This window comes from Paraburkholderia sp. BGA-UO-ETr-F21 (assembly GCF_059567925.1).
Genome location: NZ_JCAQOY010000036.1, coordinates 222,190 through 239,107, shown reverse-complemented (window position 1 = coordinate 239,107; position 16,918 = coordinate 222,190). Strand labels below are relative to the sequence as shown.

General features: G+C 59.9%; 16 protein-coding genes. 12 read left to right on the top strand and 4 right to left on the bottom strand.

All coding sequences use genetic code 11. The features are described from left to right. Window positions 1-2 precede the first annotated feature (2 nt). Together AC57B1_RS22130 and AC57B1_RS22125 are read left to right on the top strand one after the other, a co-directional pair. Window positions 3-713, top strand: coding sequence for an ABC transporter ATP-binding protein (locus tag AC57B1_RS22130; RefSeq protein ID WP_496418663.1), 711 nt, complete (start codon window positions 3-5; stop codon window positions 711-713). A 43-nt stretch (window positions 714-756) separates the two neighbouring features. Continuing rightward, window positions 757-1,446, top strand: coding sequence for an EthD domain-containing protein (locus AC57B1_RS22125; protein WP_496418662.1), 690 nt, complete (start codon window positions 757-759; stop codon window positions 1,444-1,446). A 316-nt stretch (window positions 1,447-1,762) separates the two neighbouring features. Here the strand turns inward: AC57B1_RS22125 and AC57B1_RS22120 are convergent, their stop codons facing one another. From AC57B1_RS22120 to AC57B1_RS22110, 3 genes are all read right to left on the bottom strand, one after another. Next, the gene (locus AC57B1_RS22120) at window positions 1,763-2,893 is read right to left on the bottom strand and encodes an alkene reductase (RefSeq protein WP_496418661.1); all 1,131 of its coding nucleotides are present in this window, start codon (window positions 2,891-2,893) and stop codon (window positions 1,763-1,765) included. A gap of 180 nt (window positions 2,894-3,073) precedes the next feature. Next, window positions 3,074-3,580 carry a nuclear transport factor 2 family protein gene (locus AC57B1_RS22115; protein WP_496418660.1) on the bottom strand — a complete coding sequence of 169 codons (507 nt, stop codon included), beginning with the start codon at window positions 3,578-3,580 and terminating at the stop codon, window positions 3,074-3,076. 138 nt (window positions 3,581-3,718) lie between these two features. Next, the gene (locus AC57B1_RS22110) at window positions 3,719-4,708 is read right to left on the bottom strand and encodes an LLM class oxidoreductase (protein ID WP_496418659.1); all 990 of its coding nucleotides are present in this window, start codon (window positions 4,706-4,708) and stop codon (window positions 3,719-3,721) included. Window positions 4,709-4,771: 63 nt separating this feature from the next. Here AC57B1_RS22110 and AC57B1_RS22105 point away from each other — a divergent pair, with 63 nt between their 5' ends. The 7 genes from AC57B1_RS22105 to AC57B1_RS22075 all read left to right on the top strand — a co-directional run bounded on the left by AC57B1_RS22105 (window position 4,772) and on the right by AC57B1_RS22075 (window position 13,289). Then, complete coding sequence (locus tag AC57B1_RS22105; RefSeq protein WP_496418658.1) at window positions 4,772-5,716, top strand: LysR family transcriptional regulator; 945 nt, start codon at window positions 4,772-4,774, stop codon at window positions 5,714-5,716. Window positions 5,717-6,624: 908 nt separating this feature from the next. Then, window positions 6,625-7,353, top strand: a complete 729-nt coding sequence (locus tag AC57B1_RS22100) for an SDR family oxidoreductase (RefSeq protein ID WP_496418657.1) — start codon at window positions 6,625-6,627, stop codon at window positions 7,351-7,353. 33 nt (window positions 7,354-7,386) lie between these two features. Next, window positions 7,387-8,850, top strand: coding sequence for a xylulokinase (xylB, locus tag AC57B1_RS22095; protein ID WP_496418656.1), 1,464 nt, complete (start codon window positions 7,387-7,389; stop codon window positions 8,848-8,850). A gap of 441 nt (window positions 8,851-9,291) precedes the next feature. Further along, the gene (locus AC57B1_RS22090) at window positions 9,292-10,146 is read left to right on the top strand and encodes a MurR/RpiR family transcriptional regulator (protein ID WP_408186420.1); all 855 of its coding nucleotides are present in this window, start codon (window positions 9,292-9,294) and stop codon (window positions 10,144-10,146) included. 129 nt (window positions 10,147-10,275) lie between these two features. After that, the gene (locus tag AC57B1_RS22085) at window positions 10,276-11,337 is read left to right on the top strand and encodes a C45 family autoproteolytic acyltransferase/hydrolase (RefSeq protein WP_496418655.1); all 1,062 of its coding nucleotides are present in this window, start codon (window positions 10,276-10,278) and stop codon (window positions 11,335-11,337) included. 33 nt (window positions 11,338-11,370) lie between these two features. Next, window positions 11,371-12,699 (top strand): aspartate aminotransferase family protein, encoded by a 1,329-nt coding sequence (locus AC57B1_RS22080; protein ID WP_496418654.1) that lies wholly within the window; start codon window positions 11,371-11,373, stop codon window positions 12,697-12,699. A 35-nt stretch (window positions 12,700-12,734) separates the two neighbouring features. Then, on the top strand, window positions 12,735-13,289 hold the full coding sequence (locus AC57B1_RS22075) for a carboxymuconolactone decarboxylase family protein (RefSeq protein ID WP_496418653.1): 555 nt from the start codon (window positions 12,735-12,737) through the stop codon (window positions 13,287-13,289). A gap of 136 nt (window positions 13,290-13,425) precedes the next feature. On the opposite strand, the gene AC57B1_RS22070 is transcribed toward AC57B1_RS22075, so the two are convergent. Beyond that, on the bottom strand, window positions 13,426-13,731 hold the full coding sequence (locus tag AC57B1_RS22070) for a DUF4148 domain-containing protein (RefSeq protein ID WP_496418652.1): 306 nt from the start codon (window positions 13,729-13,731) through the stop codon (window positions 13,426-13,428). A 349-nt stretch (window positions 13,732-14,080) separates the two neighbouring features. On the opposite strand from AC57B1_RS22070, the gene AC57B1_RS22065 reads away from it, so the two are divergent. The 3 genes from AC57B1_RS22065 (at window position 14,081) to AC57B1_RS22055 (ending at window position 16,872) form a co-directional block, all read left to right on the top strand. Beyond that, entirely contained in the window at window positions 14,081-14,506 is a 426-nt protein-coding gene (locus AC57B1_RS22065; RefSeq protein ID WP_011492126.1) for an OsmC family protein, read from the top strand. A gap of 148 nt (window positions 14,507-14,654) precedes the next feature. Then, entirely contained in the window at window positions 14,655-15,305 is a 651-nt protein-coding gene (locus tag AC57B1_RS22060; protein WP_091807988.1) for a TetR/AcrR family transcriptional regulator, read from the top strand. Window positions 15,306-15,336: 31 nt separating this feature from the next. Continuing rightward, the gene (locus AC57B1_RS22055; protein WP_496418651.1) at window positions 15,337-16,872 is read left to right on the top strand and encodes an MFS transporter; all 1,536 of its coding nucleotides are present in this window, start codon (window positions 15,337-15,339) and stop codon (window positions 16,870-16,872) included. Window positions 16,873-16,918: the final 46 nt, after the last annotated feature.

The window sequence follows — 16,918 nt, the reverse complement described above, 5'->3', positions numbered from 1 at the left end:
GTATGCTCAAAGTCGACTCGGTCAAAGTCTCTTATGGTGCCATTCAGGCTGTGAAGGGTGTAAGCCTCGAGGTGAAAGAAGGGGAGGTCGTCACTATTATCGGCGCGAACGGTGCTGGAAAAAGCAGTCTTCTCAAAAGCATCGCGGGGCTGCAGTCGGTCTCTACTGGGCGCATCACTGTCGGCGGTCGCGACTGCACTCGGCTGCCTGCACACATGCGACTCGGCTTGGGCATTGCTTTGTCGCCCGAGGGTCGAGGCGTGTTTCCAGACCAGACCGTTCGTGAGAATCTTCTTCTCGGAGCGTACTCGCGGAAGCAACCAATGTCTGCGACCGAAGCGGCGATGGAGAGAGAGTTTGACCGGTTTCCGCGTTTACGTGAACGCCAAAACCAACTCTCCGGGACGCTTTCCGGTGGTGAGCAGCAAATGCTCGCCATCTCGCGCGCCTTGATGAGTCAGCCACGCATGCTTCTACTCGACGAGCCGTCGTTGGGCCTAGCTCCGCTGGTCATCCGAGACATTTTCCATGCCATCCGTAGTCTGCGGGAGGAGGGCCTTACCATTCTGCTCGTTGAGCAGATGGCGAAGCAGGCGCTCTGTGTTGCGGACAGGGCGTACGTGCTCGAGGTGGGCAACATCACACTTGAGGGCTCAGGACGCGAGTTGCTCAACGACCCGAAAGTGAAAGCGGCATACCTGGGCGCGCATTGACCGCGCCGACTAATCGACTTGAAGTAACGACATTGGAGGATTGATGAGCACAGTACGCATGGGGCTTATTTCGAAAAAGCCCGAATGGGCGAATGACGAGTTCTACAGGCATTGGCTCGGCCACCATGGCCCCTTGGTAAAAAGCGCTCCGGGGCTGGGCCAATATTGGCAAAATCACATCGTCGACCGTGTCCAGCGCGGTATCGACTTCCACCGGGAGCCGTGGGAATTCGACGGATTTTCGCAGCTGTGGATTTCGGACCCGAATATGCCGTTCGGGGAAGGGGAGTTGCCGCAAAGAATCATCGAGGACGAGAACCACTTTCTCGGCCGCCTCCATATTCTCGCCGTCAAACAGACGACGGTCGTAGGCGTGCCACACGACGCGGCGCGCGCAAAGCTCAAGAAACGTATTTCTCTCATTCGCCGTCATCCCGAGCTTTCGGAGCAGGATTTCCTTAACGAATGGAAGGTGCACGCGGACTTCGTTCGGACGATGCCCGGTGTCAAAGGCTATCGGCAGAACGCAGTAGTGCAGCGCGAGCTTCAAAAGGGCACCTCGTGCAGTTACGAAGACTTGCCCATCGATGGGGTCGTTGAGTTCTGGTTTGAAAGCACTGATTCTCTGCAGAAGGCATTTGAATCAGATGTCGGGTTGAAAACGATGGAACACGCGAAGACTTTCCTCGCCGGCATCACCGCGTTCCTGGTCGAAGAACACCGAATCATCTGACATCGTTGGAAGTGAGGTAGGTGCCCGCATCGGACGACTGTAGACCTGCTCATCGTCAACCGGCTTTCACCGGAAATTCGCAGCGAGCGATGTGCACTGTACATCGCCCCGCGAGCGTGAGGATGTGCTCGCTGGGCGTAGCGCATGTACGTGCGGCCAAGTTGTGGCTATGGCCTCCGAGGTATTCAATGACGCACGGGTAGCCTGCTATGCGTTTCGCGGGCGGAGTTAGGCTTAGCCTGCAGTTGGTCGGGGGTCGCAAGAGTAGGCGATAGGTATGTCCTCCACGGCGTAGCGGGGATGGCACCGACAGAATCTACCGTGCCGCGTACGGCGCATAGTCGATGTAACCTTCAGCGCCTCCACCGTAGAACGTGTTCGGGTCCGCGGGACTAAGCGGCCAACCATTGCTGAGACGAGCGACGAGGTCGGGGTTGCTGATGAAGGGGGCACCGAACGCGACAAGGTCGATGATGTTGTCGGCAATCATTTCCTCGGCTCGCTCGCGCGTCATCCCTCCGGCCAGAATCAGGGCCGTCTGCTGAAGAAGGGGTTTCATCTCTCGCAAGAGTCCATTGAAGCCCGACTCGGCTTCTGGTTCCATAGCGTTGTCCAATCGAGAATATCCGGCCTGATTCATGACATGAACGTAGGCGAGCTTTCGTTTTCCAATTTCCCGGCAAAGTTCAGTGTATGTACTGTCAATCTCGGGGTAATGAGGCATATCGAAAAGCTTCCCGTACGGTGAGATACGGATGCCAACACGTTCGGCGCCGATGCGTGCTGTCACTGCATCGATGACTTCAAGGGTGAACCGCAGCCGATTTTCAAGATTCTCGGCGGAGTAGAAATCATCACGGTCGTTAACAAGCGGATTCATGAATTGCTCAAACAGATACCCATTTGCGCCGTGAATTTCGACGCCGTCAAAGCCTGCCTGAATTGCATTCTCTGCGGCTTGCGCAAAGTCTTCCACGATGCGCTTGATTTCGCTTGTCGCGAGAGAGCGGGGCGCGGGGGTGGTGACGAGGCTTGGTCTGCCGCTCTCGTCGTATCCAAAGGCCTTTGCGTTCTCGGCTCGTTTCGACGTTGCACTCACGGGAATCTTGCCATCTTGCTGAATTGACGGATGTGAAACGCGGCCAACGTGCCAAAGCTGGGCAAAGATTCGCCCCCCAACAGAGTGGACGGAGTCGGTGGTTAGTCGCCATCCAGCGATTTGCTCTGCTGAAAAGATGCCAGGGTTGAAGAGGTATCCCTGGCCCTCGCGGGATATTGGCGTACCTTCGCTGACAATCAGGCCTGCGGTAGCACGTTGTGTGTAATAAAGGGCCGTACGTTCATCCGCGATGTCGTACGGTGCACGTGCTCTGGTAAGCGGCGCCATGACAATACGGTTTTTGAGGTCCGTGCCGGCAAGATTAAAATGGTCGAAGAGATTTTTCATAAGTAGATAGGTGACTCAACACTAGGAGGCGGTAGTTGAGTGTGATGCGCACAGGTTCGACGTTGACCAATCAACGCTGATGTGCGAACCGATGCCGCGTTGTGAGTTTTTTGGGGGTGGGCGTGTGCTGATGCGTTTTTCGCTGTGGCGCCGTGGCGGACCCGCCTTGGCGGCAGCGAATCACCAGGATTCCTTTATAAGCTGTGACTGGACCCAGCCCTGAGTCCACGGGGCGGATTGTTGAATGATTCCCGATACCTCTTCAAATAACCACTGGCCGTCAACCTTGACGAACTTGTCGGCATATTTCCCAGAGAGGACCACGGCTTCTTCTTTTGAAGACTCAGGGGAGGTCTTCATGGTTAGGAGGCAGAGGAGGTAGAAGCTTGCGTTGGCGCTGCACCCATCTGCGCTGATGCTGACTATGGGCGAGTAGATGTTATGTTGTGCCCAGGTGATGCTTTGGCTTAAATTGCTGCAGTGACGCTTGATGCCATCTTGGCCTCTGGCTTCGCCGCCGACTCCCTTGATGGTCCAAAGACCGTTCTCAACGAAGAGAGAAGCAAGTCCCTCTGCGTCGAACTGATTGTCCAGTGCTCTCGCGTACTCCGCCTTTAGCTGCTTGATAGCTTCGACATCTTCTAGTCTGGTAATTCGCTGTTCTGACGTAAATCGGGTATGGCTCATATGTTTAACGAAAATAGTTTGGTTTCGCACATCAGACTTGACGTGAATTAAGCGACAATTTCTTGCTCAGAATTATCGGATTCTCGTTTGCTCTGGTCGCCGGTGAGGGCGAGTAAATTGTTGTAGCTAACAGTTTGTTCAGTTTGACGGGAATTGCGGGAGCACTTCTGCCGCGAGTTCGTCCATGATTTCCGAGTAGGGGCGCCGGCTGACTTTTGGATTGAGCGCGATGTGATTTACGCCCGCGGCCTGCGCTTCATGTAGAAAATGGACGAGGCTCTTGCTTCCAGACCGAATGCCGCCTCGCGTACGGCTAAACGGTTCATTCTGGTTGCCGGCGAGGTCAAGAAAGCCGCCGATGCCAAGGGGTTTGAAACGCTCAGGACCGCAGGACGTGCTGACCAGGTCGTGCCATCGCTTGGCGAATGACTGCAGTTGTTGAGGGACGGGCGCGGAGCCGATGAAGCCGTCCATGTTCTCTGCGATATACGCAAGGCTCTGCTGGGCTTGCCCAACTGCGATGGTTGGGAGGGCGCCGAACGATGGCTTCGGAATGAGTTCATGCGTACCCGTCGAACTGCCGAAGCGCGGCGACGAGAAGCTGGGGAAGTTCTCATCGAGGACAGTCTTTAATACGTGATATGCATCCCTGAATCGGTCGCCACGTGTTTCGAAGTCAATTCCGAAGAGTGGGTATTCCGCAGGCCGGTCGCCAGACGATAGGCCGAGCACCATACGGCCGCCAGAGAGTTGGTCAATCGACGCGACCTGCTTGGCGAGAAGCAAGGGCTCCCGCATTGGCAAAACGATGCCCGCCGTTCCCAGCGCAATTCGCTGGGTAAAGGCAGCGAGATACGCCATATACGGAATAGGGTCGAAAACCTGGCCGACATCGCCGTAGTACGGGTCGTAGAAAGGAACGTCGCGCATCCACAGAGCTGCGAAGCCCAGCTCGTCCGCCTTTTGCGCCATGGCGACGTGGTCGCGCATCGTCGGCGCGGGGCTATCGGGATGGGTTTCCAACGGCAGAATCAGGCCGACGGTGAGCTTTTCCGGCGAGAAGAGGCGAGCGTAGGCTGGCTGTTCGCTAAGTGTGTTGCTGATGTCGTGTTCGACGATGGAATTCATGTGATTCTCCAGATACTTAATTTTAATTTTGTTCTTCAACGCCATTAACCACCTAGAATTCCATTGAGTTCATCCTCGGATTCTAAAATCGTGCTTAGAGACAGATTTTCCGGCTTCAACGAGTTCGTCCTATCCGCCCAAGAGGGAAGCTTTACGGCAGCGGGAACCGCATTGGGCTTAACCAGTAGCGCGGTCGGCAAAGCCGTTACCCGACTCGAGACGCGTCTTGGCACCAAGCTGGTCCACCGCACGACTCGTCGGCTGACGCTGACCAGCGAGGGCGAGGCTTATCTGGCAAGTTGCCTTCGAGTGCTCAATGAACTAGAGGAAACCGAGGGGTTTCTGACGACCGGCCGCCAGGAACCGGTTGGAAAGGTGAGGGTGGAATTGCCTGCGACCTTCGGCCGTCGGCATGTGCTGCCAGCGTTGCTGGAACTATCGTGTCGTCATCCTCGACTCGACCTCTCAGCGAATTTCAGTGAGCGTCTGGCGGACCTGATTGCCGACGGAGTCGACGTGGCAGTTCGGATTGGGACGCTCAAGGACGACCTGGATATTGCTGCGCGCAGGCTTGGTGAGCAGCGCCTAGTAATCTGTGCTTCACCCGCGTATCTGAGTCGTCATGGAGTACCGGAGACGAGAGACGACCTACATACCCACGACTGCATAGTAGGGCTGCGTAGAGCCCAGCCGGCAGGCTGGCTATTGAAAAATTCACAGGGCGACTTTGAGCCGGCCGCCGTAAAAGTCAGACACGAATTGGGCGATGGTGAGGCGATGCTCAATACGGCACTTGCTGGATGTGGCCTTGCTCAACTGCCAACCTGGCTGGTTGCCGAGCATGTTCGCAGTGGCGCGCTTGTGCAAGTGCTTGAAGCGTGGACTGGTGGTGGGATGCCAATACATGCAATCTGGCCGAGGACCAAATATATTCAACCTAGAGTACGGGTCGTTATCGACGAACTCGTACGTTTGTCAAACGAGCCGGGTTCGGGGTTCAAGCCATAAACATTTTTGATGATACGCTCCAAGGTGCCTCTTAGCCACGTCTGGAAAGACTCGGGTTTGCCGTCACGAGAGTGCGCGGTACAGGCGTCAAGTATGACGAGGCATCGTTGCAGGGTTGAACGACCGCTGCACACCCCGATTCTCCCAGCCGTTTCTCGAGGCGACTCGCACCTGCACGGCGGAGCTCAACTCAGCACAGCGTTCCGAGGAGCGAATAGGCTCCCGCAGCTGACGGTCACTCTTCTTCGGTTCCTTAGGCAATACTCTCCAGCCTACATGCTTCTTTTAATGAATGCCCCTTGGTGAAGTTGAGCCTCGCCTTATCCGAAGCGAGGCCTTCAGACACGTTCCAAAGCATGAGGAAATGCCCCTCGGAGCCAGCGTCGCCCGTCAGCCGTTCGCCTCAGGGCGCTAACTTCGCCACCCCGTCCGGTATCTCAAGGCAATCCCACAGTACCGGCTGTCCCGCGACTGCTGCCGTTGATGTCCGACCAGTCGCGCGGCTGCACCGCGGAGCGGGCAGCACTACGTATACCGCGATGCACCGATGATGATTTCGCATCGGGAGTCCGCGCTCGGAAATCTGGCCGTGAACCCGGGGAGATACCAGCAAAAAATTTCTTTCCGCGGGAGGCGCGGTCATCGGGGTTTTCCCTCCCGAAATTGCCTTGACACATTCTCCTGCTCGACTGATTATTTGCCCAGCTACAGAGCATTTGTTCATTTTATTGCGGTCGGCGACTGCGTTTGCCAGCCGTGAGAGCGCGCATGGCACTCGATGACGCCGCGAGGTAGGTGCATCGGCTGGACTTCAAATTCGATGTCGAATCACGGCTCAGAACGCGACGAGCTTTCCAGATAGATTGCTTTCGCAACAAGTGCCTGAAGCGCCTAACAGGAGGATGGAGATGGCTGGAGAACTGAAAGGCAAGGTCGCTGTCGTCACTGGCGCTGGTTCAGGCATCGGGCTGGCCAGCACAGAGGCATTATTGACTGCTGGTGCCCGCGTGGTGCTAGTGGACCGCGACGAAGCCGCGCTGGCGACAATTTGTACGAAGCACGGCGATGCCGCGATTCCGCTGATTGTAGATTTGCTGGACCCAACAGCCTGTTCGTCGCTCGTGCCTAGAATCCTGGATGCAGCGGCGCAGATTGACATCTTTCATGCGAACGCGGGCACCTATGTGGGCGGCGAACTGGTGGATGCGGAGACGGCAGCAATCGACCGGATGCTGAATCTCAACGTCAATGTCGTGATGAAAAACGTCCATGACGTGTTGCCGCACATGATAGCCCGGGGAACCGGCGATATTGTGGTGACGAGTTCGCTGGCGGCGCATTTTCCGACGCCGTGGGAGCCGGTCTATGCGTCGTCCAAATGGGCGATTAACTGCTTTGTGCAGACGGTGCGGCGTCAAGTCTTCAAACATGGAATACGAGTCGGCTCCGTCTCGCCCGGACCAGTCGCCAGTGCGCTGCTTGCCGACTGGCCGGAGGAAAAATTGAAAGAGGCCAAGGAATCGGGAAGCCTGCTTGAGGCCAGCGAAGTCGCCGATGTCATCATGTTTATGCTGACGCGGCAACGTGGAATGACCATCCGCGACGTGGTCTTGATGCCAACCAACTTCGACCTCTAAAAATTGTAGACAAGACACACCTTGAATTAAGCAATGTTCCTTGGCATTGACCTCGGCACGACTGAGCTGAAGGCCCTACTTCTGGCCGGCGACGGACATGTCGTGGGCACCGCTCGTTATCCGCTCGAAATATCAAGGCCGAAGGCCCGCTGGTCGGAACAGGACCCGGAGGATTGGTGGCGCGCTACGCAGAGTGCTCTTGCAACGCTTCGTACGCGTTACCCCGGTGCCTTCGGATGCGTTCAGGCCATTGGCCTATCAGGACAGATGCACGGCGCTGTCCTGCTCGACGCCAATGATCGACCGCTGCGCCCCGCGATATTGTGGAACGACATGCGTAGCGTCAGCGAATGTGCTGAACTCGAGGCCCACGCGCCAAGGCTGCATGAAATCGCAGGCAATTGCGCAATGCCGGGGCTCACGGCACCAAAGCTTCTATGGGTCGCTCGACACGAGCCGGCGCACTTTCGAAAGCTGGCGTGCGTCCTGCTGCCCAAGGACTACTTACGTCTGCGTTTGACCGGTACTAAGCTCACGGACCCGTCCGATGCGTCGGGAACCCTTTGGCTCGATGTTGGCCAGCGCGAGTGGTCAGATGAGCTTCTGCAAGCCTGCGACATGACGCGGATGCAGGTTCCGCCGATTCAAGAAGGGAGCCGAGCGGCCGGCGTTATGCGTCGCCGTATTGCTGACGAACTTGGACTGCCCGCAGATGTAATTGTCGCGGCTGGCGGGGGCGACACCGCCACAAGCGCACTGGGCGTCGGTGCAGCGGAATCGGGGGATGGATTTCTGTCGCTCGGTACGTCCGGTGTGCTGTCTGTTGTCACCGAGCAGTTCCAGCCGAGCCCGCACTTAGGAGTGCACGCGCTCTGCCACGCGATTCCGAACCGGTGGCACCGAACGAGCGTCGTGCTGTCTGCGGCTAGCTGCGTGCGGTGGCTATGCAACCTCACTTCGGTTGACGAAGCATGTTTGCTAGGAGAGGTTGATAGTGTCAGCGCGAGCAGCCGCGCCAAGGCGCCATTGTTTCTTCCCTATCTCTCCGGTGAACGAACACCCCACAATGACCCGTACGCTCAAGGTGTGTTTTTTGGGCTTGTTGATTCGACTGACCGCGCCACGCTTGCCTATTCGGTTCTTGAAGGCGTGACGTTCGCTTTATCGGACGGCTTCGATGCTGTGCGGGCGGATGGCACTCGCGAGACCTCGCTGAATGTTATAGGTGGCGGTGCACGCAGTACGCTCTGGACACAGTTGATTGCCGACGCGCTTGGTGTACGGATACGCCGGCCGCCGGACACACAGGGTATCGCTGCGCTCGGGGCCGCACGTTTAGGATGGTTAGCGGCCGACGGCGATTTTTCGGTCGTTGTTCGCACGCCCTCGGCATCGCAAGAATTCTTTCCTGACAATGAGCGGCGTTCAATACTTACGGAGCGTTTAGCGTCGTTCCGAGCTTTGTACAAGCAGATGCAGCCGCTTTTCCCAACGTGACCTTTGCCGATACCGGAGCGGGCCTTTTTGCAGACTGCACAACCTGCGGGTGCGCACGTGGTACGCGGCAGTCGAATTGGCGTTTGGGAAAAGCGAACAGTTGGGACCCAGTTCGAGCGCGACACCGACCTGCGACGTCATCTGTAGTAGAGGAGCAGTTGTAAATATTCCAACGCTCAAAAAGGCGTCACTCGCACCTCAGCTTGTGAAGGCTGCACATGCCTCTAATCTTCGGTAAATCAATTTGTTAGCGAATGCGCCCAGAAAAGCGATTCCTCGCTGAGACAGATTTGTTTGCAAAAAACACGTTGGGACAGGTTTGATTGCAACAGGACAGCTATCGTTTGCCAGCTACCAGCGCCATCAACTCCCGCTGACCGCCATGTGCCGGGTGGTAACATTTGTTGTCATCCTCATCGACCGCTCGCCCGGTACATCCGCATGCCAGACAGTTTCGACCAGCTTGCCGCCCTGATCCGGGCGCGCTTCTCCGAACTGAGTCCGCAGTTCCAGATGGGAGCGGGTTTCCTGCTCGACCATCCCGACGAGGTCGCGGTCTCGTCCATGCGCAAAGTGGCCGAAAGGGCGCAGGTGCAACCGGCCTCACTGGTGCGTCTGTCGCAGCAACTCGGCTTCCCCGGCTGGAACGAACTGCGCAACCTGTTCGTCGCGCGCGTGCGCACGCGGCCCGAACCGCTCACGAGCCGCGCGCGTTCGCTCGTCAAATCGAAAGACGCGCTGGCGGGCGACCTGCTGGTCGCGCAACAACACAACCTCGAAGTCACCGCCGCGCACAATGGCCGCGTGATCGTGGAAGCGGCGCGCCTGCTGCGGCGCGCGCCGCACGTGCATGTGGCCGGTTTCCGCTCGTGCTATGCGGTCGCGTTCGGTCTCGTCTACGGATACCGGCTGTTCCGTTCCTCCGTGTCTTTGCTTAATGGCGAGGCCGGCACGCTGGAAATGCAGTTGCGCACGGTCGAGCGTGATAGCGCGACCATCGTGATCAGTTTCGCGCCTTATTCCGTGGAAGCCGCGCGCGTCGCCGAAGCTGCGATGGAAAAGGGCAGCAAGCTGATTGCCATTACCGATAGCGCGGTGTCGCCGATCGCGCTGAACGCCGACAAGGTGCTGATCTTCTCGCACGAAAGTCCTTCGTTTTTTCCTTCGCTGGTGGCGGCGACCGCGATCGCCGAATCGCTGGTCGCGCATCTGCTCGCGCTCGAGGGAGCCGGCGCGGTCGAGCAACTTGCCATCGCCGAGCAGTCGTTGCACGCGAAAGGCGCGTACGTGCCATGACCATTTCCGTCTGAATCGAGTTGAGATTTTGCGCGCAGCAGAATCGCTCCATTCGGATCGGTGCCGATCTGTTTGACAACAATTGTTGTTTAGAAGTATAAATACGTACCGATTGTTGAATGAATGCGAATGGTGGCGTCGACGCAGGGATTGGATCTTTTTCAGGTGAGCGGCGAGCCGTATGACATCGGCTACCGGCTGGGCGAACTCGCGCGGCCGGTGTTCGCCGACTACATGGATCGGAGTGGCGCATGGCACGCAGTTCGGCGCTGGCGCGGCGCTCCGTTCGTACAGGCACTGCGCGAAGCGGCGCGCGCCCATTTCCCGGCGTTGCTGGCGGAGTTGGAAGGCATGGCGGCCGGGCTCGGTTGGTCGGCGGAAGACGTGTTCCTCTGGAACTGCCGCGGCGAACTGATTCACAACGCGCCAGACGGGTGCACCACGTTGGCGGCGCGCGTTGGCGAGACGCGCTTCATCGCGCACAACGAAGACGGCGATCCGTTTCTGCGCGAGCGTTGCGCGCTGGTCGAGGTTCGTCCAGTCGGCAAGCCGGGCTTCGTGAGTTTCTACTACCCTGGATCGCTGCCGGGACACACCTTCGCCGTGAGCCGTGCAGGGGTCGTGCAGGCGATCAACAATCTTCGCATCCGCGTCCCCGTTGCCGGCGTGCCGCGAATGATTCTTGCGCGAGCGGTGCTCGATTCCACCTCGCTCGACGAAGCGCTCGACCTGCTGCGCTACACGCCGGCCGCGAGCGGCTTTCACCACACGCTCGGCTGCGCGGGAGATGCGCGCCTTGTGAGCGTCGAAGCCAGCGCGCGGCGCTGTTCCGTCCAGATAGTGCCGAGTCTCTATGGCCATGCAAACCACATGATTCATGCGGGTTGCGACGCCGAAGCGCAGATCGTGACGGATTCTTCGCGCGAACGTCAGCTGCGCGTGGATGCGTTGTTGCCTACAATCACACGCCCGTTACAACCGGCCGCATTGCTCGACGTATTGCGCGATCGCGCGCCCTCTGGCCTGCCGATCTATCGTGACGACCCGCACGATCCCGACGGGGAAAACACGCTCGCCACAGCGCTCTTCGAAATCGGCAGCGCGGGTGTGTCGATGAAAGTTTTCCGGCAAGGGCAGTGCGCGCTCGACAGCTTCATCGCCCGCACGACGTGCGGACGGGCCGGTGCTTAACCGGCTGCCGCAACCAATAGGAAACCGAAAACCATGTCCACCGTGTTTCATCGTTCTCCGAAGCAGTCGCTGCCGGTCGCCGTCGCGGGCGAGGGGATCGAAATCATTGATTCCACGGGCAAGCGCTATATCGACGCATCCGGCGGCGCCGCCGTGTCGTGTCTCGGTCACAGCAACCAGCGAGTGATCGATGCGATCAAGCGGCAGTCGCAGCAATTGCCGTATGCGCACACGTCGTTCTTCACCACCGAGCCTGCTGAAGCGCTCGCCGACCGCCTGGTGGCCAGCGCCCCGCAAGGGCTCGAACATGTGTACTTCGTGTCGGGCGGTTCGGAGGCGATCGAGGCTGCGCTGAAACTCGCGCGTCAGTATTTCGTGGAGAGGGGCGAACTGCAGCGGCGCCATTTCATCGCGCGTCGGCAGAGCTATCACGGCAATACGTTGGGCGCACTGGCAATTGGCGGCAATGCGTCGCGCCGTGAGCCGTTCCTGCCGATTCTGATCGAAGCGCATCACGTGAGTCCGTGTTACGCATATCGCGAGCAACGCGCCGACGAAACGGAAGAGGCCTTCGCGCAACGTCTCGCCGACGAACTCGAGCAGAAGATTCTGGCGTTGGGCGCGGATACGGTCGCCGCCTTCGTCGCGGAAACGGTAGTTGGCGCGACGGCCGGCGCCGTGCCGCCGGTGCGCGAATATTTCCGCAAGATTCGCGCGGTATGCGATCGCTACGGCGTGCTGCTGATTCTCGACGAGATCATGTCGGGCATGGGCCGCACCGGTTATCTGTACGCCTGTGAAGAAGACGGCGTGGCGCCGGACATTCTAACCATCGCCAAAGGGCTCGGCGCGGGCTATCAGCCGATCGGCGCGACGCTCGTGAGCGACCGGATTTACCAGACGATCGTCGGCGGCTCGGGATTCTTTCAGCATGGCCATACCTACATCGGTCATGCCACCGCTTGCGCCGCGGCGCTCGAAGTGCAACGTGTGATCGAGGAGGACAAGCTGCTGCCCAACGTGCTGGCGCGCGGCGAGCAACTGCGCGGCCGGCTGCGCGAGCACTACGCGCAGCATCCGCATATCGGCGACGTGCGCGGACGAGGGCTGTTCGTCGGCGTGGAACTGGTCAAGGACCGCGCCAGCAAAACGCCGTTCGACGCCGGCCTCAAGCTGCACGCGGCAATCCGGCGCGAAGCCTTTGCGCGCGGTCTGATGGTGTATCCGATGGGCGGCACGGTGGACGGCAAGATCGGCGATCATGTGCTGCTGGCGCCGCCGTTTATCTGCACCGCGCGTGACATCGACGAAATCGTCAGCCGCCTCACCGATGCCATTAGCGGCGCGCTGGCCGCTGTCTGAGACCTTCGACACCACCACGACTTGCGAGAACGATGATGACCGAGCGTTTGCCTCACTTCGACCCGTCCGATGCCACGCCCGAACAGAAAGCGGTGCTCGACGAAATTCTGTCGGGCCCGCGCGGCAATCTGAACGGACCGTTTCTTGGCTGGATTCATAGCCCGGAGCTGGCCCAGCAGGCTCAGCGTCTGGGCGCGTTCTGCCGCTACCGGACCGGTCTGCCGTTGCGCCTCTCGGAGCTGGCGATTCTGGTGACCGCGGCGCGCTGGCAAGCGCAGGCGGAGTGGTACATCCACTATCCGATCGCGCTGGAGGCGGGCGTGTCCGCAACGGACGCCGAGGCGATTCGCCAAGGCCGGCGCCCGGATTTCGCCCAGTCCGACGACGCGTTGATTCACGACTTCGCGAGCGAACTGTACGACACGAAGCGCGTTTGCGACGCGACCTATGCGAAGGCGGTCGAGCGTTTCGGGCATCAGGTGGTGATCAACCTGGTGGGCCTGCTCGGCTACTACGCATTGGTGGCGATGACGCTCAACGTGTTCGGCATGCGCGCGGTGGGGCAGGAAAGTTTGCCGTTCGCCGAGTAGGCCCGGGAGAGGTCTGCGCAAAGCAAAGCGCCCCGCTTGCAAACTTTGCAACCGGGGCGCTTCTTGACTGCAACCACGCTTATCACCTGCCACGCGCTGGCGCCACCGCCAGCGGCTGCACCGCGCGGCTTACCGCTTACTGGCCGCGATAGGTCGCGAATAGACCTTGCTGCAAGGAATCACGCGTGCCCGCATCCGACGAAACCGCCTTCACGCCGCCGACGTCGTGCGAGCCTGTCGCAACGGCAGCCACGGTCGTACCGCTTTGCGGCACGGTCTTCGGGTAGTCGACGTCGTTCTGATTCAGGAGGCCCGCTTTTTGCGCGGTGACCAGTTCAGCGCGCACTTGTGCGCGGGTCAGACCATCTGCCTGCTGGGCGAAGGAAACAGCCGGAACGAGGAGCGCGGATGCGATGACCACTGCGGAAATAAGCGATTTCATAATGACCTCCAAGATTCGATTGTTGATGAGATCGGTTGAATGCCGTGAGCCGATCCGTTGAAATCAGTCTGATTCTTGCGAGGTTGGTGAAAAAGCGGCTCCCGGAAGAAATATTGTTACGGTTATTGAAATAGTTGGTGGGCGGCTTCTGTTTTGAGCCATTGCCGGCATCGTCACGACACTGGCACACGGAAGCGCCTATGATGAGGTTCGGTCCCGCCCGCGCCTGCAGCGCCGCGCGGCACTCGCGACCGATGCCGAAACCGCAGAACATCCGGGCGGGACCCGTGCGGCAGGCATCAGATTCGGTCGTGGAGCGCGCGAAGCAGGGCACAAACAGGAGAGAGCGATGAAGCGCAAGGCATCAGCAGTCTGGCAAGGCGGCCTGCAAGACGGCAAGGGCTCGATTTCCACCGACAGCGGCGTCCTCAAGGAGACCCAATACTCGTTTTCGACCCGTTTCGCGGACGGCATCGGCACGAATCCGGAAGAGCTGATTGCGGCTGCGCATGCGGGATGTTTCTCGATGGCGCTGTCCGCTGAACTGGGCAAGGCCGGCATCACGCCTGAGCGCATCGGCACCACGGCAACCGTTACGCTAGACAAGGACGGCGGCGGTTTTGCGATCACCGCGGTTCATCTCGACGTGGCCGTGAAAATCCCGGGCGGCGACAAAGCCGCCTTTGAGAAGGCAACGGCCGACGCCAAAGCCGGTTGTCCGGTGTCCAAAGTCCTGAACGCCACGATCACGATGGACGCGAAACTCGAAACCTGAGATCGCGCCTTTCCCCAACCGTTCAAGCGATAAAGCCGGCGCTCGGGTCAAACCCGGCGCCGGCTTTTTGTTTGTACCGGCGCTGGCTCGCACGCACCTACGGAAACTCGTCTTGCTTTCTTGAACGGTTGGTCATAATATCCGTTGCATGAAGCTCACTGGCGATCCGAAAAAATCCGCAAAGCAGTCTGCGAAAAAAGCGGGCGAGGTCTGTCCTCGGGGCCGGCCGCGCGAGTTCGACACGGACACGGTTCTCGCGAGCGCAAGTCAGGTGTTCTGGAATCACGGCTACCACGCCACCTCGATCGACGATCTGTGCAAGGCCACCGGCCTGTTGCGCGGCAGTCTGTACGGCGTGTTCGGCGACAAGCACGGCATCATGCTGGCCGCGCTGGATCACTACGCGGAAGGTTCGGTCGCGCGGCTCGCCGAGCGGCTCAACGCGCCGGTGCCGCCGGAAGAGGCGCTGCGCAACGCTTTGCTGCACTACGCGCGGGTCGCGTGCGCGCTGACCGGCGAGCGCAGCTGCTTCATCACCAATACCACGCTGGAAATGCAGCCGGGCGACGAGGAATTGCGCGTGCGGGTCGCCGCGATTCAGCGCCGCATGGCAACGCTGCTGGCGGCGTCGGTGATTCGCGGTCAGGCGAGCGGCGCATTCAACTCCACGCTGGACGAAAAAGCCGTCGGCGATTTCCTGCTCTGCGTGATGCAAGGTCTGCGCGTGCTCGGGCGGGTCGCTCATCAGGAAGACGCGCTGACAGGCATAGTGGACGTCGCCATGCGTGCGCTCGTCTAAATTTTTTTACCTATTTTTTGAACGTTCAGTCATGAATAGCGAAGCCATCAAGTCCGCTCCCACGGCATTGGCCGGATCCGGCGGCAAGGCAGCCGTTGCGGTGACCTGTCCGGGCACCGTGGCCGCGAGCGTGGCGGCATCGGCCGGCAAGGGGGAGCCGCGTTTCGAACGACAGGGGCTGGCGCTTGCCGTGCTGTTCGTCGGCGCCTTCCTCGCGCCGCTCGATTATTTCATCGTCAATCTCGCGTTGCCCTCGATTCGCACCGGCCTGAACGCGAGCGACGCGCAATTGCAGCTCGTCGTCTCCGCCTACGCGTCGGCGTACGCGGTGCTGTTGATCACGGGCGGGCGGCTCGGCGACCTGTTCGGCCGCCGCCGCATGTTCATGACCGGCATGGCTGCGTTCGTGGTCGCTTCGGCGTTGTGCGGCTTCGCGACCAGCGGGCATATGCTGGTGATTTCGCGGATCGTCCAGGGCGTCGCCGCCGCCGTGATGGCGCCGCAAGTGCTCGCGACCATTCGCGCGGTCGTGCCGCTGCATCAGCAGACCAAGGTAATGAGCCTGTACGGTTTCGTGTTCGGGCTGTCGTCGATCGTCGGCCAGTTGGGTGGCGGCGCGTTGATCACGTATCACCCGTTCGGACTCGACTGGCGCATCATCTTTCTGATCAACATCCCGATCGGCATCGCGGCGTTTATCGGCACCTGGAAGTTCGTGCCGGAGAACCAGCCGGCCACGCGCACCGGCATCGACGTGAAGGGCGTGGCGCTGCTCTCCGCCGTGCTGCTGCTGATCATTTACCCGATGACGCACGGCCGCGAAGCGGGCTGGCCGGCGTGGACCTTCGTGATGTTCGCGCTTGCCGTGCCCGCGTTTGCAGTCTTCGTGCTGACCGAGCGGCGAGTGGAGCGCGGCGGTGGCCATCCGTTGGTGGATCTGCAGTTGTTCCGTAACCGGGCCTTTGCGCTAGGGCTCGTGCTCGCGTTCCTGTTCTACTGCAACAGCGCGTTCTTCCTGACCTACGGGATTTTCCTGCAAACCGGTTTGCACTGGACGCCGCTCGCGTCGGGCATCGCGATCATGCCGTTTGCGATCGGTTTCGTGGTCGGGCCGCTGACTTCGCCGGCCGTGGTCAAACGCATTGGTGGCCACGTGCTGACTCTCGGTTTTTCGATGATGACGCTCGGCTTCACGGTCACGGGATGGTCCGCCACCCAGTCGGCCACGCCGGATCTGCTGTTCTATTGCGGGCTGGTGTGCGCGGGTGTCGGTCATGGCTTGTTGCTGCCGTCGATCATGCGGATCGTGTTGCTGGAAGTCGTGCCGGAGAAAGCCGGACTGGCTTCGGGCGTGGTCTCGTCGACGTTGCAGATCGGCTCGGCGTTCGGGACGGCGGCCATCAGCGGCGCGTTCTTCGGCGCGCTCGGTGGCCGCGCGGCGCCGGGTGCCTATGCGCATGCGTTCCAGATCAGCCTGGCGATCAACGCATTGCTGATGTGTGCGTGCATCGGATTGAGCGTGTTGTTGGTGCGGCATCAGCAGCTCGCACTGCGGCGAGTAGCGTAGCGGATTTGAAAATCCGCCGGCTGAAACCGTTTTCAACAGAGGCTGC